At 65.0% G+C, this 19,801-nt stretch carries 16 protein-coding genes; 2 read left to right on the top strand and 14 right to left on the bottom strand.

What is annotated here, in order from left to right:
- Positions 1-73: 73 nt before the first annotated feature.
- Entirely contained in the window at positions 74-2,095 is a 2,022-nt protein-coding gene (locus tag AC1D10_RS09475; RefSeq protein ID WP_477270890.1) for an amidase, read from the top strand.
- Positions 2,096-2,268: 173 nt separating this feature from the next.
- On the opposite strand, the gene AC1D10_RS09470 is transcribed toward AC1D10_RS09475, so the two are convergent.
- From AC1D10_RS09470 to AC1D10_RS09460, 3 genes are read right to left on the bottom strand one after another with little or no spacing between them, the layout of a single operon-like run.
- Positions 2,269-3,762 (bottom strand): aldehyde dehydrogenase family protein, encoded by a 1,494-nt coding sequence (locus AC1D10_RS09470; protein WP_477270888.1) that lies wholly within the window; start codon positions 3,760-3,762, stop codon positions 2,269-2,271.
- Between the two features lie 30 nt (positions 3,763-3,792).
- Positions 3,793-4,437, bottom strand: coding sequence for a ThuA domain-containing protein (locus AC1D10_RS09465; RefSeq protein WP_477270886.1), 645 nt, complete (start codon positions 4,435-4,437; stop codon positions 3,793-3,795).
- 40 nt (positions 4,438-4,477) lie between these two features.
- Entirely contained in the window at positions 4,478-5,500 is a 1,023-nt protein-coding gene (locus AC1D10_RS09460) for an LLM class flavin-dependent oxidoreductase (RefSeq protein WP_477270884.1), read from the bottom strand.
- Positions 5,501-5,819: 319 nt separating this feature from the next.
- Between AC1D10_RS09460 and AC1D10_RS09455 the strand changes: the two genes are divergently transcribed.
- Positions 5,820-7,025 carry an ROK family protein gene (locus tag AC1D10_RS09455; protein WP_477270882.1) on the top strand — a complete coding sequence of 402 codons (1,206 nt, stop codon included), beginning with the start codon at positions 5,820-5,822 and terminating at the stop codon, positions 7,023-7,025.
- Here AC1D10_RS09455 and AC1D10_RS09450 read toward each other — a convergent pair.
- From AC1D10_RS09450 to AC1D10_RS09400, 11 genes are all read right to left on the bottom strand, one after another.
- Complete coding sequence (locus AC1D10_RS09450; RefSeq protein ID WP_477270880.1) at positions 7,022-9,046, bottom strand: beta-N-acetylhexosaminidase; 2,025 nt, start codon at positions 9,044-9,046, stop codon at positions 7,022-7,024. The two genes, AC1D10_RS09455 and AC1D10_RS09450, sit on opposite strands and share 4 nt — an antisense overlap.
- A 15-nt stretch (positions 9,047-9,061) precedes the next feature.
- Entirely contained in the window at positions 9,062-9,538 is a 477-nt protein-coding gene (locus AC1D10_RS09445) for a GNAT family N-acetyltransferase (RefSeq protein ID WP_477270878.1), read from the bottom strand.
- Positions 9,539-9,558: 20 nt separating this feature from the next.
- Positions 9,559-10,497 (bottom strand): ABC transporter ATP-binding protein, encoded by a 939-nt coding sequence (locus AC1D10_RS09440; protein ID WP_477270876.1) that lies wholly within the window; start codon positions 10,495-10,497, stop codon positions 9,559-9,561.
- Positions 10,494-11,309 carry an ABC transporter ATP-binding protein gene (locus tag AC1D10_RS09435; protein WP_477270874.1) on the bottom strand — a complete coding sequence of 272 codons (816 nt, stop codon included), beginning with the start codon at positions 11,307-11,309 and terminating at the stop codon, positions 10,494-10,496. Before AC1D10_RS09435 ends, AC1D10_RS09440 begins: the two co-directional genes overlap by 4 nt.
- The gene (locus AC1D10_RS09430; RefSeq protein WP_477270872.1) at positions 11,306-12,208 is read right to left on the bottom strand and encodes an ABC transporter permease; all 903 of its coding nucleotides are present in this window, start codon (positions 12,206-12,208) and stop codon (positions 11,306-11,308) included. Before AC1D10_RS09430 ends, AC1D10_RS09435 begins: the two co-directional genes overlap by 4 nt.
- Entirely contained in the window at positions 12,205-13,188 is a 984-nt protein-coding gene (locus AC1D10_RS09425; RefSeq protein WP_095091099.1) for an ABC transporter permease, read from the bottom strand. Before AC1D10_RS09425 ends, AC1D10_RS09430 begins: the two co-directional genes overlap by 4 nt.
- Before the next feature lie 183 nt (positions 13,189-13,371).
- On the bottom strand, positions 13,372-15,075 hold the full coding sequence (locus AC1D10_RS09420) for an ABC transporter substrate-binding protein (protein WP_477270975.1): 1,704 nt from the start codon (positions 15,073-15,075) through the stop codon (positions 13,372-13,374).
- Between the two features lie 348 nt (positions 15,076-15,423).
- Positions 15,424-16,311, bottom strand: a complete 888-nt coding sequence (locus AC1D10_RS09415; protein ID WP_477270870.1) for an ABC transporter permease — start codon at positions 16,309-16,311, stop codon at positions 15,424-15,426.
- Positions 16,308-17,267, bottom strand: coding sequence for an ABC transporter permease (locus AC1D10_RS09410; RefSeq protein ID WP_477270868.1), 960 nt, complete (start codon positions 17,265-17,267; stop codon positions 16,308-16,310). Before AC1D10_RS09410 ends, AC1D10_RS09415 begins: the two co-directional genes overlap by 4 nt.
- Before the next feature lie 76 nt (positions 17,268-17,343).
- Positions 17,344-18,981 carry an ABC transporter substrate-binding protein gene (locus AC1D10_RS09405; RefSeq protein ID WP_477270866.1) on the bottom strand — a complete coding sequence of 546 codons (1,638 nt, stop codon included), beginning with the start codon at positions 18,979-18,981 and terminating at the stop codon, positions 17,344-17,346.
- A 39-nt stretch (positions 18,982-19,020) separates the two neighbouring features.
- The gene (locus tag AC1D10_RS09400; RefSeq protein WP_477270864.1) at positions 19,021-19,797 is read right to left on the bottom strand and encodes a DUF427 domain-containing protein; all 777 of its coding nucleotides are present in this window, start codon (positions 19,795-19,797) and stop codon (positions 19,021-19,023) included.
- Between the last annotated feature and the right edge of the window lie 4 nt (positions 19,798-19,801).

Genomic DNA, 19,801 nt, shown 5'->3' with positions numbered 1-19,801 from the left:
CCGCGTTTGGCTCTTGCCGAAGCCGGCGGCCTCGCTCATCCATGACGCTGTGCCGACAGCCTTGGAACCAGCGATGACCGATGCCAGCCTTTATCTAGTCGAAGCGACGATCGACCAATTGCGCCGCGCGCTCGACGAGGGCACGGTGACCAGCGTCGAACTGGTCGGAGCGTATCTCAGGCGCATCGCCCATTTCGACCGCCACGGCATCACGCTGAATGCTGTCCCGGTGCTCAACCCAACGATGTTCGAGGAGGCCGCCGCTTCCGACCGGCGCCGCCGCAACGGCACCGTGCTCGGGCCGCTCGACGGCATCCCCTACACCGCCAAAGACAGCTACAAAGTCGCCGGGCTGACGATGGCTGCCGGCTCGCCGGCTTTCGAACATCTCGTCGCCAACGAGGATGCCTTCACCATCGCCCGGCTGCGCACCGGCGGCGCCGTGCTGATCGGCCTCACCAACATGCCGCCGATGGCCAATGGCGGCATGCAGCGCGGCGTCTATGGTCGCGCCGAAAGCCCCTACAATGCCGACTATCTGACCGCCGCCTTCGCGTCGGGCTCGTCCAACGGTTCCGGCACGGCGACATCAGCCAGCTTCTGCGCTTTCGGGCTTGGCGAGGAAACCTGGTCGTCCGGCCGCGCACCGGCTACCAACAACGCGCTGGTCGCCTACACGCCGTCGCGCGGCGTCATTTCGGTGCGCGGCAACTGGCCGCTGGTGCCGACCATGGATGTCGTGGTGCCGCACACGCGCAGCATGCCCGACATGCTCGAACTGCTCGACGTGATCGTCGCCGACGACCCGGAGACGAGAGGCGATTTCTGGCGCGCGCAGCCCTGGGTCGCGCTGCCGAAAAGCTCCGACGTGCGCCCGCCGCGCTACACGGACCTCGCGCTTATGGGGTCGCTGAAAGGCATGCGGCTCGGCGTGCCCAAAATGTATATCGGCCGCGACAGCGGGGCCGATGCGCCCATCGAAACCCGCGCCTCGGTGCTTGCTTTGTGGGAGCAGGCGGCGGCCGATCTGAAGCAGCTTGGCGCCGAGGTGATCGAAGTCGATTTTCCCGTCGTCTCCAACTATGAGCGCGACCGGCCCGGCGCGCGCAGCATGGTCGAGCGAGGGCTGGTGCCGGAAGAATTCGCCGACCGCGAAATCTGGGATCTCTGCATCTGGGCTTGGGATGATTTCCTGCGCGCCAATGCCGACCCGGCGCTGCCCGATCTCGTCTCGGTCGATGGCGGAAAGATCTTTCCGCAGCCGCCGGGCACGCTGCCCGACCGCTATGAGGGCGGCTTTGACCTCTCGGAATATGTCGAGCGGGCGCGGTCCGGCGTCACACCGGTCGCGGAGATCCCAGCGCTCGCAGACGGCCTGAAGGGGCTGGAAGCGACAAGGCGGATCGATTTCGAGGACTGGCTGGACACGCAACGCATCGACGCCGTGGTGCTGCCCGCCGCCGCCGATGTCGGGCCGGCCGATGCCGACATCAACGAGGCGTCCGCCGCCCTTGCCTGGCGCAACGGCACCTGGGTCGCCAACGGCAATCTGGTCTGGCGCCATCTCGGCATCCCGACCGTCACCGTGCCGATGGGAACCATGGCCGACATCGGCATGCCGGTCGGCCTCACCTTCGCCGGCAAGGCCTATGATGACGAAAGGCTCTTGCGCATGGCCGGCGATTTCGAACGCTCCACCCAGCGCCGCCGCCGCCCGCCGCGCACGCCTGAACTGGCCGACGATGTCTTTTCGCACCGTCCCGGCCAAGCCGGGAACAGCACGGCGCCTGCGCTCTCCATCGCGCTTGCCGCCGAGACGCGGCCGTCCGGCGATCAGCACGAGATCGCCATCACGCTCGACCTGCCTGGCGAGGCGAACGAAGCGACCAGCGTCAAGGTGCACGTCAACGGAAAGGCCGTCGCACTGCAGCAAAGCGGTTTGCGCTTCAGCGGACGTGTGCTCGTCCCGGCCGCCGAACATCAGCGCTTCCACAGCGTCTGGCGCGGCTCGTACGGCTCGATCGTGACGGCAGTGGTGCGGCTGGAGGATGGCCGCACCGCCGGTGCCTATGCGGTCACCGGCGGCATCGGCTGAATATCGCCTTGCGGATCACGCGGCGTTCAGAGACCGTTTCGAAACTCGCTCCTGCGAGTCATATGGTGGTGTCTTCGAGAACCGGAGCGGAGCGTGCATTTTGAGTACGTGAGCACCGGAAGCCCAGAAAACGCCGCCAGATGGCCGCAGGAGTAGAGTTTCCAAACGGTCTCTCAATCCGTCCTGATCCAGACCCCCTTGGTGTTGAGATATTCGTCGAGATGCTCGGCACCACCCTCGCGGCCGTAGCCGCTCATCTTGTAGCCGCCGAAGGGTACCGCCGGATCGATCGCGTGATAGGTGTTGACCCAGACGGAGCCGGCGCGCAGGCGGTTTGCCAGTTGGTGCGCCTTGCCGACGTCGCGGGTGAAGACGCCGGCACCCAGCCCATAGGGCGTGTCGTTGCCGCGCCGCACCACCTCGTCCTGCGTATCGAACGGCAGCGCCGAAATCACCGGGCCGAAGATTTCTTCCCGGGCGATGCGCATATCGTCGGTCACGCCCGAGAACACACTCGGCGCGATGAAATTTCCCGCACCGAGCCCGCCTTCGGTGATGCGGTTGCCGCCGGTGACCAGGCGGGCGCCCTGCCTGGTGCCGTCCTCGATGAAGCCGGTGACGCGTTCGAGCTGCCTGGGCGAAATCAGCGGCCCGATCTCGGTTTCGGGGTCGGCGCCGTCGCCGATCCTGAGTTTTGCCGCATAGGCCGAGACCCGCTCGACGAATTCCTCGTAGATCGGCCGCTCGACGAACAGCCGCGAGCCGGCGATGCAGATCTGGCCGGAATTGGCGAACACCGACATCGCCGCTATCGGCACGGCGCGTTCGAGATCGGCGTCGGCGCAGACGATGACCGGCGACTTGCCGCCAAGCTCCAGCGAAACGCGCTTCATGTTGCCGGCCGAGGCGCGCAAAATGCTCTGGCCGGTCACTGTGGAGCCGGTGAACACGATCTTGTCGACGTCCATATGGGCGGCGAGCGGCGCGCCGGCCTCGGCGCCGGTGCCGGTGACGACGTTGACGACACCGGGAGGCAAGCCGGCTTCCATCATCAGCGCGCCGATCAACAGCGGCGTCAGCGGCGCTTCCTCGGAAGGCTTCAGCACGATGGTGCAGCCGGCCGCCAGCGCCGGCCCGATCTTCCAGACCGAGGCGGCTGTCGGCGCGTTCCACGGAATGATGGCGCCGACGACGCCGACCGGCTCCTTGCGCGTGTAGGAGACGATGTCGCCCGGCAGCGAATTGCCGATCGTGTGGCCATGGATCGACGTCGCCATGCCGGCATAGAAGCGTAGCATGCCGAGCACGCGGTTCTTGTTGGCGAGCGTGCGCACGATGGGCATGCCCATGTCCGTCGTGTCGGAAAGCGCGATCTCCTCCCAGTGGCGTTCCATCAGGTCGGCGATCCTGAGCAGCAGCACCTGGCGCTCATAGGGCTTGAACCGGCTCCACGGCCCATCGAAGGCGCGCCGGGCAGCGGCCACCGCGAGGTCGATATCGCTGGAATCGGACAATGGCACGGTGCCGATCACGGCGCCGGTAGCGGGGTTTCGGGTCTCGAAAGTCCGGCCACTGCGCGCGTCGCACCAGGCGCCATTGATCAGCATCTTGCGGTGCCGGCCATCGATCGGCGTGTGCAGCGGCAGGCCTTTAACCGACACCGTCATGCTCCTGTCCTCCTTCCGCAACCGACCGACCTAGCGGGCGGCCCAGACAAGGCCACGCTCGACAATCAGCGCCATCTCCGGAACCGCGAACTCGTCGGCATTGTGTCCGAGCGCACTGTAAAAGACCTTTCCAGCCCCGTAGCGACGCTTCCAGACAACCGGCATGACGACACCGCCTATCCCGGGGAAATGTGCGTCGGTGAAGGTGGTCGTGGCCAGCACCTCGTTGCCCGGATCGACATGCATGTAATATTGCTCCGATCGATAGGCGAAATCACTGATGCCGCTGGTGATCGGATCATCCGGTCTGGTGACAGCGACCGTGTAGTCGATGATGTCGCCGGGATGGGCAACCCATTGGCCGCCGGTCATGAACTGATAATCGGTTTCGCTGCGGAAACTGTCACACATCGTGCCGTGAAAGCCGCCGAGCCCGCTGCCCTGGCGAACGGCGAGAACCAGGTTCTGAAGTTCGGCCTTTTCGATCGTCGACATCGTGATCACGGGCACGATGAGGTCGAAGGAAGCAAGCGCCGGATCGGCGAACATCGCCGTGCCCTCGCCGAGCGTGACGTCGAATCCGTTGCGCTCAAGCAGCGCGCGCACGACCTTCGCGCTCTGCTCCGGTGTGTGTCCTTGCCAGCCACCCCAGGCAATCAAGGCTTTCTTCGGCATCTTGTCTCTCCCTGCACTATCCGCCCTGATCGATCCGAGGTCAGCGCCAGCCCAGCGCCGGAGCGACATGGATCAGGATCGCCTCGATGACATGCGCGTTGTAGTCGACGCCGAGCTGGTTGGGCACGGTGAGCAGCAGCGTGTCGGCCTCGGCGATCGCCTCGTCCTGCGCCAATTCCTTGACGAGCACATCCGGCTCGGCCGCATAGCTGCGCCCGAAGATCGCCCTGGTGTTCTCCTCGATGAAGCCGATCTGGTCGCTGCTCTGGTTGCCGCGCCCGAAATAGGCGCGGTCGCGGTCGTCGACCAGCGCGAAGATGCTGCGGCTGACCGAGACGCGCGGTTCGCGCTGATGCCCGGCCGCCTTCCAGGCCTCGCGGTAGATGCGGATCTGCTCGGCCTGCTGGACGTGAAACGGCTTGCCGCTCTCGTCGAATTTGAGCGTCGAGCTCTGTAGGTTCATGCCAAGCTTCGCTGCCCATTCCGAAGTGGCGTTGGTGGCCGCACCCCACCAGATACGCTCGCGCAAGCCCTCGGAATGCGGCTCCAGGCGCAGCAGGCCGGGCGGGTTGGGGAACATCGGCCGCGGATTGGGCTGTGCGAACCCCTCGCCCCGCAGCGTGTCGAGGAAGACCTCGGCGTGATGGCGCGCCATATCGGCGTCGCTCTGTCCTTCCGGCGGCACGTAGCCGAAGTAGCGCCAGCCATCGATCACCTGCTCGGGCGAGCCGCGGCTGATGCCAAGCTGCAGCCGGCCGCCGGCAATGATGTCGGCAGCACCGGCGTCCTCGGCCATGTAGAGCGGATTCTCGTAGCGCATATCGATGACCGCTGTGCCGATCTCGATGCGGCTGGTCCTGACGCCGACAGCCGCCAGCAGCGGAAACGGCGACGCGAGCTGGCGGGCGAAATGATGGACGCGGAAATAGGCGCCGTCCGCGCCCAGTTGCTCGGCGGCGACGGCGAGGTCGATGGACTGCAGCAGCGCGTCCGATGCCGACCGCGTCTGTGATTGCGATGAGGGCGTCCAGTGCCCGAATGACAGGAAACCGATTTTCTTCATGCCATGCGATATATGGAAGTGGCGGATGGATTGCAAAGCGGTTCGCCCTGGCTGCAGCCTCCCAGCCATCGCGGCGGATCGATGCTTTGCGAAGGGAGAAGCCGATGCTGAAAAGGACCTGCATCGTCGAGATCCAGGCGCTTGTGTCGCGCCCTTCGTCGCCATGTTGCTCGGCGTCGGCCAGCGACGCTGGTCCATCAAATAATCCTGATCCGCGTGGCGCTCCCGTTGCGAAACCGGCTAGAAGTGGTAGCTACCATTGCGTATAATTAAATCAACTTGATTTGTTTTCTGCGGAAAGTTTGTTGGTAACGCACACATGACCCCTAGGAAAGCCATCGCTGGCACCAATCTCGAACAGGCCAAGTCACACAATCGGCGCGTGGTGATCGAAGCGATCAGGACCAATGGCGCATTGTCGCGGGCAGCGATCGCGCGCCTGACGGCGCTGAGCACGCAGACCATCTCCAACATCGTCGAGGAACTCGAGCGGGAAGAGCTGCTTTGCGCGCAAGCCACGCTGAAGGGCGCGCGCGGCCAGCCGGCGGTCCCCTATTCGATCAATCCCGACGGCGGCTATTCGATCGGCCTGCAGCTCGACCACCAGTTGGCGGTGGGTGTCATCACCGATCTCTCCGGCACGGTTCGCGCCCGCATCGAGCGCCGGATCGACCGGCCGACCCCGGCGCAGGCGATGCCCTTGCTTGCCGCGATAGCCGGGGACCTAATGCGCAAGTTTCGCTTCGACCGCAACCGCCTGCTTGGCATCGGCATGGCGATGCCGGGTCCGTTCGACGTCGAGGGCATGACCTCGGTCGGACCGACCGCACTGCCCGGCTGGCAGGATTTCCCCGTCGCCGAGGAATTGCAACGGCTGACCGGCATTCCGGTGACGGTTGAGAACGACGCCACTGCCGCCGCGATCGGCGAACGGCTCTATGGCGTTGCCCGCAACCTCAGCAGTTTCGTCTATTTGTTCATCGGCACCGGCCTTGGCGCCGGCCTGTTCCTGGACGGCCATCTCTACAAGGGTAGCCGCCACAATGCCGGCGAGATCGGCCACATGATCGTCAAGCCCGGCGGCCTCGAATGCGGCTGCGGCAAGCGTGGCTGCCTCGAACGCTACGTTTCGCTGCGTGCCGCCTATGAATGCCTGGAAATCCCCGACCCCGATCATGCCTCGCCGGAATTGCTCCAGACATTGCTGGCCAATGGCGACAGCCTGGAAGCATGGGTCGCCCAGGCAATCGATCCGCTGCGCCAGGCCATCAACATGCTCGAACTGGCTCTCGATCCGGAAACCGTGGTCCTTGGCGGCTTCATGCCGGTCGGCGTCATCGAGCTTCTGGCGAGCCGGCTCGACCCATTGTACCTCTCGGTCAGCTCGACCAGCGCCCGCACCGTGCCACGGGTCCTTGTCGGCGCTGCCGGCAAGGACACTTCGGTCCTTGGTGCCGCCGCGCTGCCGATCTTCTCCGAGACCAATCCTCAATTCGACGTTCTGCAGAAGCCGCATGCCGGCTAGGCTCTTAGGCTGCCCCCGTAGAGCACCGGCATCAGCCCGGCCAGCGCCTTGAACCGTTCCCAGGATTTCCGCTCCGGCCGCGTCCAGCCGGTTTCCGCCAGCGCCGAGATGCGGGGAAACACCAGCCGGTCGAAGACGGCGCGGTCGGTCATCGGCTCCGACCAGATGCAGGCCTGCACGCCGAGCAGTTTGGCCTTCTGATCGTCCGTCCAGCCCTCGACGGGATCGAAGCCATACAGCTTTTCCGGGTCGGACCAGCCGGCCCAGGCCGCACCCGGTTCCGACCAGGCCGGGCTGTTGGCCATGTCGAGGTAGTAGACCTGGCCGGGGCAGACCACCATCGCATAGCCCTCCCCCGCAAGGGCGGCCGAGGCTTCGACCGTTCGCCAGCCGCACAGGTAGCTTTTCTGCTTGTCGATGACGTTGCCGTGCGCCGCCTCCTGCCAGCCGCCGGTGATGCAGCCGCGAGAGGCAAGGAACGATTGCATGCGCTTGAGAAACTCCGCCTGCAGCACCGCCGCGCCGGAGCCGTCGATCTCATCGGCGCCATGCGTGTTGGTGACCACGTTGAGACGCTTGGCATGTGCTGCCGCCAGCCCCTCGCCGCCAACCTCCGTGAGCCGCGCCAGCGCCAGCGGCGAGCCGGACCAGGCGCCCAGAGGCACCTCGTCGGCGCCGATATGGATGGTCTTGAACGGAAACAACTCGATCAGTTCGTCGAGGATTTTTTCCAGCACATGGTAGGTTTCCGGCCGCGCCGGATTGATGCAATTGTTGGGAAACCCCTGCACGGAGAAGTACTCGCCGCTTTCGCCGGGGTCGCGCAGCTCCGGGATCGCCTGCAGCATCGCATAGCAATGCCCCGGTACGTCGATCTCCGGCACGACCTCGATGCCGAGTTGGCCGGCCAGTTGAACGACCTCGCGCACGGCAGCCTTTGTGTAGTAGCCGCCGCTCGGCTCTGGGCCGGAGCCCAGCAAGGGCGGCACCGGCAGCCCATGGCCGCGCCATGCGCCGACCTTCGTCAACTCCGGATAGGCCGATATCTCGACCCGCCACGCCTCGTCGTCGGACAGATGCCAGTGGAAGCGGTTGAGCTTGTTCCAGGCAAGGATCCGCAGGAAGGTCTTGATCTCGGCCGTTGCATAGAACTGCCGAGCGACGTCGAGATGCGTGCCGCGCCAGCCGAGCGCCGGCTCATCACGGATTTCGCCCTCGGCCGGGAAGAGAAACGTCTCGGGGTGCGACCGCGCCCCGCGCAGGATCTGGCCGAGCGTGACCAGCCCGTAGACCAGTCCGGTTTTCGTCCCCGCCGAAACCGCGACGCCATCGGCTGAAAAGCGGATCGCATAGGCCTCCGGGCCAAACCCATCCGCGATGCCGAGATCGACCGGCAAACCGCCTTCGGCCTCGTTACGCACAATGCCTTCGACGGCGAACAAGCTGTCGACAAGGTCGCCGAACGCGCTGACCGCATCGGCTGCTGCCGCACCGTTCGGCAGAAGTGCCAGGCCTTGCGGAACCGCGCGCCGGCCGGAGATCGCAACGGTTTGCGGCCACGGTATGATCGAGACCGGCACGGGCGCCCGCGCGGGCACCGGATAGATTTCGGCGCCGCGCTTCAACACCGCATTGTCGCCGATCGCCTTGGTCGGAACCAATGCAACGGGAGCTACGGTGCCATCGGCAAGCACGAGGTAGGCAGCCGTGGCGCCGTCGGTCCAGTGCCGCAGCGGATAGCTCAGCCCATGCGCGGTGATGGTCCATGTCTCGTTCGGCTCCAGCACGAAGCCGTCCGGCGGCGCGAATTCGGAATGGTTGGACAGCCGCTCCGCCAGCCTGCCGCCTTCGACGGTGACAGCCGGATCGATGCGGGCCGGACCGCTGACGCACAGCGCAAACCCTTCAATCGCCTTCGACGACAAATTGGTGAGCGTCAGTGAATAGGCGAGTTTTTCACTGGCGGTGGCCGGCGCCCAGGTGGTTTCCAGCCGGAATGCGGATTTGGATTGAAGTGTCATGATGAGCTTTCGAAATCAGTGATTGGTCTTGAGCAGGCCGGCATAGACCCCGGGCGCGGAATCCGGGATCTGCCTGGCGCCAACGGTGCGCTCGTAGAATTCGGATGGACCGACATCGCCGATGATGCCGTAGCCGTAACCCATGACGCGCATGTCGAGCAGCGTGGCCAGCAGCAGCGCGTGGCCGATGCCGGCGCCGCGCGCGGCCTCGTCGACGCCGGTCGGGCCGAAGAAGCCGCGCGCGATCGCATCGTAGACGGCAAAGCCGACCAGCCTGCCGTTGCGTGTCGCCAGGAAGCACGAGACCGGCTGGCGCGAAAACGCCACCGTCGTCTCGCTCGACCAGCCCGCGCTGAATGTCTGCCGCACCCAGCCGGTCACCAGTTCGAGTTCCGGCGCCAGCGCCCGGCGGATGGTGACGGCGGCGCCCCGAATGCGCGCATCGAGTTCGGGATCGGGAGCAAGCAGCGAAAGATTGACGAGATAGTCCATGGAAACCCTGTGATGTCAGTTCAGGAAACGGCGCCCAGCGCGCGGACGAAATGGTTGGGGCCGACCTGATCGACCTTGGCGCAGGATGGCCGGCTCAGCCGTCGCACCTCCTCGGCGTGGCCGAGGAAGCGCGCGCTGTCACCTGCCACGAACGGCCGGTCGGGGTCCGGCACCGCCGAAAGCAGCAGTTGCGTATAGGGATGGCGGGCATTGCCGATCACCGAGAGCGTGTCGCCCCACTCGACCATCTGGCCGGCGAACATGACGATCACCTCCTCGGCGACATGGGCGGCGGTGGCGATGTCATGCGTTATGTAGAGCAACGCCAGCTGCCGCTCCTGCTTGATGCGTGCCAGGAGTTCGAGGATGCCGAGGCGGATCGAGACGTCGAGCATCGAGGTCGGCTCGTCGGCGACCAGCACATCGGGCTGCACGGCGAGCGCACGCGCGATGTTGACGCGCTGGCGCTGGCCTCCCGACAGTTCGTGCGGAAACTTGTGCGCGGTCAGCGCCGGCTCCAGCCCGACCCAGTTGAGGAGATCGGCGACGCCTTGCACCTGCTCCACCCGGCTCTTGGCGTGGCCATGCAGCGCCAGCGGTCGCGCCAGATGATGCTGCACCGAGAACACCGGGTTGAGCGAGGCGAACGGATCCTGGAACACCATCTGCACGGCGCGGCGATAGTCCTTTTCCTCGGCGGCCGTGCCGATCTGCGTGATGTTGCGGCCGCGGTAGAGCATCTCGCCGCCGGTCGGGGTGTCCATGCGCGAAATGATGCGCGCGCAGGTCGTCTTGCCACAGCCGGATTCGCCAACCAGCGCCAGCGCGCGGCCGCCTTTCAGCGACAGCGAAACACCGCGCAATGCCTGCACCAGACCGAAGCTGCGTTCGATGCCCTCCAGCCTGACGATCGGCTCGGCCGCAATGGCTGCCGGGGGAACAGTCGTCACCGCATTCATGCGATCGCGTCCTTCACCGCGGGGTGGCCGGGCAGTTGCGGGATCGCGCCCCAGAGCTTTCGCGTGTAGTCATGCGCCGGCGCGCGGCTGACCTGCCGGACATCGCCGACCTCGACCAGTTCGCCCTTCAGCATCACCCCGATGCGGTGACAGAGCTGCGCCATCAGATGCAGGTCGTGGGTGATGAACAGCACCGAGAAACCATAGCCGCGCTGCAGGTCGATGACCTGCTCGAGGATTTCGCGCTGCACGACCACGTCGAGCGCAGTCGTTGGCTCGTCCATGATGATCAGCTCCGGCTTCAGCGCCAGGCAGATGGCGATGACGATGCGCTGGCGCATGCCGCCAGAGAACTGATGCGGATAGTCGGTCAGCCGGCTGGCTGGAATGCCGACCAGCTTGAACATCTCTTCGGCGCGCGCCCGCGATTTCTCGTGTGTCGAGCCCGTATGCCGGCGCAGCACGTCGTGGAACTGCGCCTCGACCCGCATCAGCGGATTGAGCGAGTTCATCGCGCTTTGGAACACCATGCCGATCCGCCGCCAGCGTACCTCCTGCAGCCGGCTTTCCGGCAGCTTCAGGAGATCCTGGCCGTCGAGCAGGATCTCGCCGCCTGCCACCCAGGCAGGCGCCTTGGCCAGGCGCGTGATGGCGTAGGCGATCGTGCTCTTGCCGCAGCCGGATTCGCCGGCAAGCCCGAACAACTCGCCACGGCCGATGTCGAAGGACACGTTCTTGACCGCGCGGAAGGCGCCCTTGTCGAGCAGGTAGTCGACGCTGAGGTCACGGATTTGCAACAGCGCCTCGCTCACCGTGCCGCCTCCAGTTCGCGCTTGCGCAGGCGGCTGAGGCGCAGCCAGCGGCTGAGCGCCGGGCCGGAGCGCAGCTGCGGATTGGCGATCTCGTCGAAGGTGAAGTTCAAGAGCGCAAGGCCCAGGCCGACCAGTGCGATGCCGGCCGCCGGCGCGCTGATGTCCCACCACGCACCGACGATGATGGCGGACGAATTCTGCGCATTGTAGAGCATCGTGCCCCAGGTGACGTTGAGCGGGTCGCCGAAGCCGAGATATTCGAGCGTCGTCTGCGCGACGATGGCGTAGATGATCGAGCCGACGATATTGATGCCGATCAGCGGCACCAGATTGGGCAGGATCTCGACAAAGATGATGCGCCAGGCAGGCTCGCCGACCATGCGCGCCGCGGTCACGAACTCACGGTTTCTGAGTGCCATCGTCTGCGACCGCGTCATACGCGCCCCCCACGGCCATGAGGTCAGCGCGATGATCATCATGATGGCGACCGGCCCGACCGTGCCCGCGAAGGAAGCGAGCAGGATCAAGAGCGGAATGTTGGGGATGACCAGCACCGCATTGGTGATCAGGTCCAGCGTCGCGTCGGTGCGGCCGCCAAAATAGCCGGCGACCAGCCCGATGATCGTACCAAGCGCGGTGATGAACAGGCCGGTGGCAAAGCCGACGGCCAGTGACGGGCGCGCCCCCCAGACGAATTGCGCATAGACGTCGCGGCCCATCTTGGTGGTGCCGAAATAATGCTCGACGGTTGGCGGCTGGTGCGAGCGGCCGACGCGCTCGCCCGGATCGGTCGGCGCCAGGATCGGCGCCAGCAGCGCCATCAGGCACAGCGCCGTGACGATGATCAGGCCGGCGACGGCCTTCTTCTGCCGCCACAGGAGTTGCCAACCGAAGTTCATGCCCGTTCCTCCCGGATGCGCGGATCGACGACACCGTAGAGGATGTCGACCAGCAGATTGGCGCCGAGCGTCGCCATCGTCATCAGCAGCAGCTGGCCCTGGATGACCGGATAGTCGCGCGCCACGCTGGCGGTGAACAGTGTCAGCCCGAGGCCGGGATAGTTGAAGACGATCTCGGTGACGATCGAGCCGCCGAAGACAGCGCCGAGCATCAGCGCCAGATTGGTCAGCACCGGCAGCATGGCGTTTCGCGCCGCATAGGAAAACATCACTGCGGTCTCGCCGAGCCCCTTGGCGCGGCCCATGGTGACATAGTCCTCGCCGAGCACCGATATCATCGAGGAGCGCATCGTCGTCTGGAATTCACCGATCAGATAGGGCGACAGCGTCAGCACCGGCATTACTGCGTGCCAGAAGACACTGCCGAAAAAGGTGAAGTTCAGGCCCGGATCGAGATCGGGATTGTAGGCGTAGCCGACCGGAAACCAGCGCAGCGTTACGCCAAAGGTGAACAGGGTCGCCAACCCGATGATGACCGGCGGGATTGCGATCAGCACGACAGAAAACGGCGAGACGAACGCATCGAAGCGTCCGCCTCGCCGCCAGGCTGCCACTGCGCCGAGGGAGACTCCGACGCAGAGGGAAAAGATGATCGCCGTGGTGACCAGGAAGGCGGTCCAGCCGGCCGAACGGGCGAGGACCTGGGTGACGGTCTGCGGATAGTATTTCACCGACACGCCGAGATCGAACCTCGCAAGGCCGGTGATGTAGTCGACGAACTGGCCGAGGATCGGCTGTTCGACAGCGCCGAAGCGGGCCTTGATCGCCTCGATCGCCGCCGGTGTCGCGCGCGGCCCGAGCTGCGCGATCATGCCGTCGACCGGGCTTCCCGGCATTAGCCGGGGAACGGTGAAATTCATCACGATGGCAAACAGGAAGGCGACGAAATAGACCCCAAGCCGTCGAAGAGGAATCCGCATCGGCTATTCCTTGTGCTCGGTTTCCTTCTCCGTCCGGCGGAGAAGCTGTCGCCGAAAGCGACGGGCGAAGAAGCGACTGCAGTCGTTTGTCCATGTCCGGCGTCTGGCCCCGCAGCGACCGCCACCGAAGCCAGAGACACTGACCCTTCTCCCCTCATGGGGGAGAAGGGCGTACCGGTAGGCCTATTGTACCGGCTTCAGGCGCAGCAAATGCATCAACCGCATGCGGTTGTTGTCATGGTCCTCCGGGTTCATCACCGGTTCGTCCTTGGTCACCCAGCCGGTGAAGCGCTTGGTCGAATACTGGTACCAGGTCGGTCCGTTGAACACCGGCACGACCGGGAAATTGTCGGCGATGATCACCTGCACCTGGTCGAACAGCTTCTTGCGCTCCTCGTCGGTGGTCGCCTTGCGGTAGGCGTCGAACACCTTGTCCAGCTCCGGATTGGAGTAGCGCGACGGCGCACTGGTGATGCGCCCGGCAAAGGCCGTCGATAGCGACTGGTAATAGCCGCGGAACGGCGTCGGTCCGTCGGCACGCGAGTTCATGACCGCATCGAACGAGCCATCGAGAATCTGCTTTTGCCACTGCTCGTATTCTGGCGTCGCCACCGAGGCGTTGATGCCGGCCTTGCGCAGGCCTTCGGTGGCGATCTGCACGGCATCGATCCAGTCGGTCCAGCCATTGGGAACGATGATCGAGAAGGCGATCGGCTGGCCCTTCGGCGTGGTGCGCATGCCGTCGGCGCCCTTCTTGTAGCCGGCGTCGTCAAGCACCTTGTTGGCCTTGTCGACGTCGTAGGTCATCCATACGTCCTTGTCGCCTTCGGCCGCCTTGTTGCGCCAGGCGTCGAAGCGCGGCGGCAGGCCGCTGGCGTGCAGATTGACCACCGGATAGCCGAACCCGGCAATGTCGACCATCGCCGTACGGTCCATGACCAGACTGAAGGCGTGGCGGAAGTTGATGTCGTTGAAGGCTTCGGCCAACGCCGGGTTGGCGGTCTTGAAGTTCATCTGGAAGGCGATGGTTTCCGCCGGCGGCTGCCAGTAGCCATTGTGGTCCTTGTCGAGCGCGACATAGGTCTTGTCGATCTCGGGGAGGAACGAGCCGATCCAGTCCATCGAACCTTCCGGCAGCAATGCCAGCATCTGGTCGTTGCCTGAGATCTGCGGCAGCTTCAGGCAGTCGACATGCAGCGAGGCGGCATCCCAGTAGTTCGGGTTGCGGCACTGCTCGTAGACCTGCGGCGTGAAGCGGCGGATCTCGGTCATCGGACCCGACCCCACAGGCTTCTCGTTCTTGAAGGCGAGCGGATCGGCGACATCCTTCCAGATGTGCTCGGGCACGACAGGGAAATCGGCCATCGATTCGGGAAAGTGCGTGTCGACGTCCTTCAGTGTGATCTTCACCTCGGTCGGCGAAGGCGCTTCGACCGAGGCGACGCTGCCGCCGACGCCGACAATGTCGACGGCCGGGTTCTTCAGCATCAGCTCGAGCGTGAATTTCATGTCGGCCGAGGTCAGCGGCTGGCCATCTGACCATTTGACGCCGTCGCGCAACGTGTAGGTGATCGACTTCAGATCGTCGGAGAATTTGTAGCCCGTCGCCAGCCGGAAGATCGGCTTGCCGCTGTCATAGTCGTTGAAGATGACCAGCGGCTCGTAGACGAAATCCATGGTGCTCTGGCGGCGCCCGCCAAGGTCGAACGGGTTGAAGTTCTGCACCCAGCTCGTCTGCTCCTCGATGTGCATGGCGAGCACCGATTCGGCGGACGCCGGCCGCGCGCCGAAGGAGAAAGTCGTGGCAATGGTCGCGGCGACGAACGCCGCGCCGATCAACAGCCGCCGGCGTGAAATGGCCGTCGACGGGTCGTGCGGATAACGCATATGCGGGTCTGGCAGCCTGGCAGTCATACTTCATCTCCCATTGTTGATCGGCATTTCCGCCTCTTCGGGCGAGTAACGTAAATCAATTTGATTTAATCCTAGGAGGTAAAGGGGGCCACCGTCAACGGCCCTGTTTGGCCGTCCCCATAAAGCGTGCCACCCCGCCTGTCTGGCGAGCAGCAATGATTGGAGGTTTTGTCCGTGTGAGGATCGGGATCGAGATGCCGAGGGATCGCGCTGAGCCCTATCCTGGCGCTCAGCGCACCCGGCTTCGCAAGGTCACGACGGTTCCGACAGGATGGCTTTCCGCTCCGCCATCAACCAGTGGTGGCGGAAAAAGATCAGGACTTACACATCGCTATTTTCAAAGGCACCTATGCCTTGTGCGATGAGATTGGTCGCCATCACCAGCGAGACGATTGCCGCGGAGTTGAAGACGACGACCCACCATTTGCCACCCGTCAGGAAGCCGTAGCCGTCGGCGACGGCCAGCCCCCAGTCGGCGGAAGGCGGCTGGATGCCAAGCCCGAGAAAGCTCAGCGTGGCGATCGAAAAGAACGCGTAGCCCAGCCGGGTGACGAGCTCGATCAGGATCGTTTCCCTGATATTGGGCAGGATCTCCAGGAACATGATGGCGAGCGCACCCTCCCCGCCAAGCCGGGCGGCGCTGACATAGTCGCGCTCTTTCTGCTCGCGCACGGCGGCGCGGACGGTGCGCGCCACCAGCGGCGCGTAGGCGATGGCGATCACCAGAATGACGGTCAGGTTCGATGGCCCGATCGCCACAAGCGTCATGGTGACGAGGACGATGAACGGGAACGCCATCAGCGTGTCGAGCAGCCGCGCCCCGATCGCATCGACGAGGCCGTCGAAATAGCCGAGCACCAGCCCGATGATGCTGCCGGCGGCGACGCCAGCAAGCGTGGCGAGCGGCGCAACCAGCAGGATGTCGCGCGATCCGACGACGATGCGGGACAGCACGTCGCGGCCGAGCTGGTCGGTGCCGAACCAGTGCAGCGCGTCGGGCGGCGTCAGCATCACCAGAAAATCCTCGGCATAGGGATCGTAGGGAACGAAGAGGTTGCCGAACAGCGCGCAGGCGACCCAGAACAGCAGCACAAGCGAACCGGCCACGACCGACGGGGGCAGTCGGGCAAAAGCACTGCCGATCCTGCGCGCTGCCGGCAGCCCGACCGCGGCGCGCCGCGGCGCGGGAAACTCCGCCAGATCCGTCATGACGATGCCCGGCGGCGTTGCCGCGGATCGAGCAAGGCCAGCACGAGGTCGCCTGCCGCTGCCGAAAGCACGAATATTGCCGCCATCACCAGGACGCCGGCCTCAAGCATCGGGAAATCGCGGGCCTTGGCCGCGTTCAGTACCAGATTGCCAAGGCCCTGGATGCCGAACAGCGCTTCGATCACCACCAGCCCGCCAAGCATGTATCCGGTCTGGGTCGCAAGCACCGCGACGGTCGGCGTCAGCGCGTTGCGCAGCACGTGCCGAAAAATGATCTCGCGCCGCTCGAGCCCTTTCAGGACGGCGGTGCGTGTATAGTCGGCGGCCATCGCCTCGATCACACCCGCCCGCGTCATCCGGGCGATATAGCCGGCAAGGTTCAGCACCAGCGGCAGCGCCGGCAGGATCAAATAATAGCCGTTCGTCCAGAAGCCGGCGCCATCGGGCGCGACACCCGAGATCGGGAACCAGTTCAGCCACAGGCCGAAAACGATGAGCAGCATCAGGCCGGACACAAAGTCAGGGACGATGCCGAAGGAAACGCCCGCCATCACGATCAGCCGGTCGATCAAACGGCCGGCATTGAGACCGGCGATGATTCCGGCGCCGCCCCCCAGCGGAACGAGGAAAACAAGGATGATGCCGGCAAGCGCCGCGGAGCGCTTCAGGCTTTCCAGCACCAAGGGCGCCACCGGCGCGCGCATCGACAGCGAGGTACCGAAATCACCGGCGAGCGCGTTGCTGAACCAGTGCCAGTACTGGACGAGAACCGGCTGGTCGGCGCCCAGCCGCTTGTTCAGTTCCGCCACCGCCTGCGCGTCGGCAAAGGGCCCGAGCATGACGCGGCCGACATCGCCGGGCAGAACCTGCCCGGCAAAGAACACCAGGATGCTGACCAGCCACAAGGTCAGCAGAAGCGTGCCAACGCGCGCCGACAGAGTGCGGCCGGTCACCATCGCGTCTTGCCGCCTCGTCTGGCGCCTGCCCCATCCCGATGCGATCGGGACAGGGCTCTGTTGCCGTCTTCCGGCATCATGCCTGCACGAAGGTAACGCGGTCGAGCAGCAGATGCGAAATGGCGGTGAAGCGCACGCCCTCGACCTTGTTGCTGGTGATGCGGCTGTACTGCGAGAAGTAGCTGATGATCACTGGCGTCTCGTCGAGCAAAAGGTTTTGGATCTTGCCGGCGGCCAGGCGCTGCGCCTGGAGGTCACGTGCCTTGGAATAGTCGAGCAGCAAGGCATCATAGGCCGGGTTGTTGAAATGGGCTGCGTTCCAGGCCCCCGAACTCTTCAGCGTGGCGTTGAGGAAGATGTCGGGCGTGCCGCGATGGCCGAAATCGGTGATGCCGAGAACCGAATCCAGCCAGGGCGAGCTGCCGAACGTCGCCGAACCGTAGTAGGCGTCCTGCGGCAGAACATTGAGCTTGACGTCGATGCCCGCCTTCTTGGCGAAGTTCTGGATCAGCACGGCGTAGTCGGGAATGTCATAGGCACGCTCGGTGGTCAGCGTCACCTCGAAGCCGTTCGGCACGCCCGCCTCGCCGAGCAGCCGCTTGGCCTCGGCGATGTCCTGCTTGCGCTGCGGCACCGACGGATCGGCCGAAGGGAAGATCGGCGCGAACGGGGTGTCGTTGCCGGCGATGGCACGGCCTTTCAGCAGCCCCTTTACGATCGCCTCGCGGTCGAGGGTGAGCGCCAGCGCGCGGCGGATGCGCTTGTCGGTGAACGGCGCCTGGTCGGTGCGCAGATGCACCTCGTCATGCGAGCTCGCCTGCACGCTGAGGAGCTTGAAGTTGGGATTGCCTTCGATCGCCAGTTCGAGCCGCGTCGTGCTCGGGATGACATCGAGCTGGCCGGCCTGCAGCGCCAGCACCTGGGCCTGCTCGTCGTCGAAGAACTTGATCTCGACGCGGTCAGGCAGCGCCTTGTCGCCCCAATAGTCGGTGTTGCGCACGAAGCTTGCGCCTTGCTTGGGACGGAAGGATTCCAGCTTGAACGGGCCGGTGCCGTTGAACGTCTTCTCGAAATCACCGGCATAGTCGGCCGGCAGGATGACGGCATTGTAGACGTCGGAGGAGACATAGAAGGGGAAGTTGCTGTTCGGACCGTCGAGATCGAAGGCGACGGTCTCATCGTCGACCAGCTTGGCGCCACCCTTGGACAGGATGCCCTTGTAGGCCGACAGTGCCGACGAGCCGCTGGCCGGATCGACAAGCCGCTCGAAGCTCGCCACCACGTCCTTTGCGGTCACCGCGCGGCCATCGTGGAATTTCACCCCTTGCCGCAGTTTGAAGGTCCAGCGGCTGGCCGTCTCGTTGGCCTCCCAGGACAGAGCAAGCTTCGGTTGCAGCCCGTCCTTCGGATCGTCGAGGATCAGATATTCGCCGACCTGGCTGATCACCCCTATGCTGGCCGGATCTGTCACCGAGACCGGATCGATCGCCTTGGTCGGCTGGCCGAGGCCGACGCGGACCGTGCCGCCGCCGGCAGCTGCGGCGCGTGCGGCTCCAAGCCCCTGCGAGGCGGCAAAGCCGGTGAGGCCGAGCAGCGCGGCATATTTCAGGAGATCCCGGCGCTTGAGAAAACCGCCCTGATATTCGTCGACGGCGACATTCCAGATGTCCCCCGACAGATTGCGAAGTGCGTCGATGTCGTTGCGTCCAGTCATGTTGAAACCCCTGTCTGAAATGAAGATTGAAAGAATGCTCTAGGCGACGGGTTCGCCGTCGAGATGGATGCGGTCCACCGCCTGCGGATAGAAGGCGACGAGACCCTTGATCTTGGGCATCTCGGCGATCGGGTCGCGGTAGCTCCAGGCGATGTCCGGGCGCACCGAGCCGTCGCTCAGCAGGCCCGACCAGTAGGAGGCGATGCCCTTGTAGGGACATCGCGTCGTTGTGGCAGACGCCGTCAGCCGCTCCAGATTGATGTCATCCGGATGCAGGTAGAAGCGCGTCGGCAGATGCGTCTCGAACAGCAGTACCGGGCGGTGGCTGTCGGCGATCGGCGCGCCGTCGAACCAGACCTGCACATGGCTTGAGCTTTGCAGCACGTCGATGCGCGCATAGGGATCGCGGGCATGGACGAAGACCTCCTCGTCCTCCTCGAACCACTGGTCGACGAGCTTCCAGCTGAAGGCGATGCGCCCGGCCAGCGGCGACAGGTTTTCACCCGGCGGCGACACGAACGACCAGGCCGCGTTGGCGCTCCGCCTGTCGCCGGTATCGATGTCCCAATAGGCGGTCTCGCCACCGACCGCGTGCGGTTCGCGATGCAGCGAGGGCTTCAGCACCGAGGCATCGACCGACGCCACCGGGAAGAAGTAGATCGGCAGGAAATGGTTGGAGCGCAGCACCAACACATTGCGGCTGTCGGCGATGATGCGGCCGCCGAACTTGACGCGCACCCGCTTGGGGCTGTGCAGGACATTGATGAGGTGCGGAGCGGTCGCTTCGCGCGGCTGCAGTCTCGGTGCGGCGGTCATCATC

The sequence above is a fragment of the Mesorhizobium sp. P2_A8 genome (genome assembly GCF_056404935.1).
This window is presented reverse-complemented; position numbering and strand designations above follow the sequence as displayed.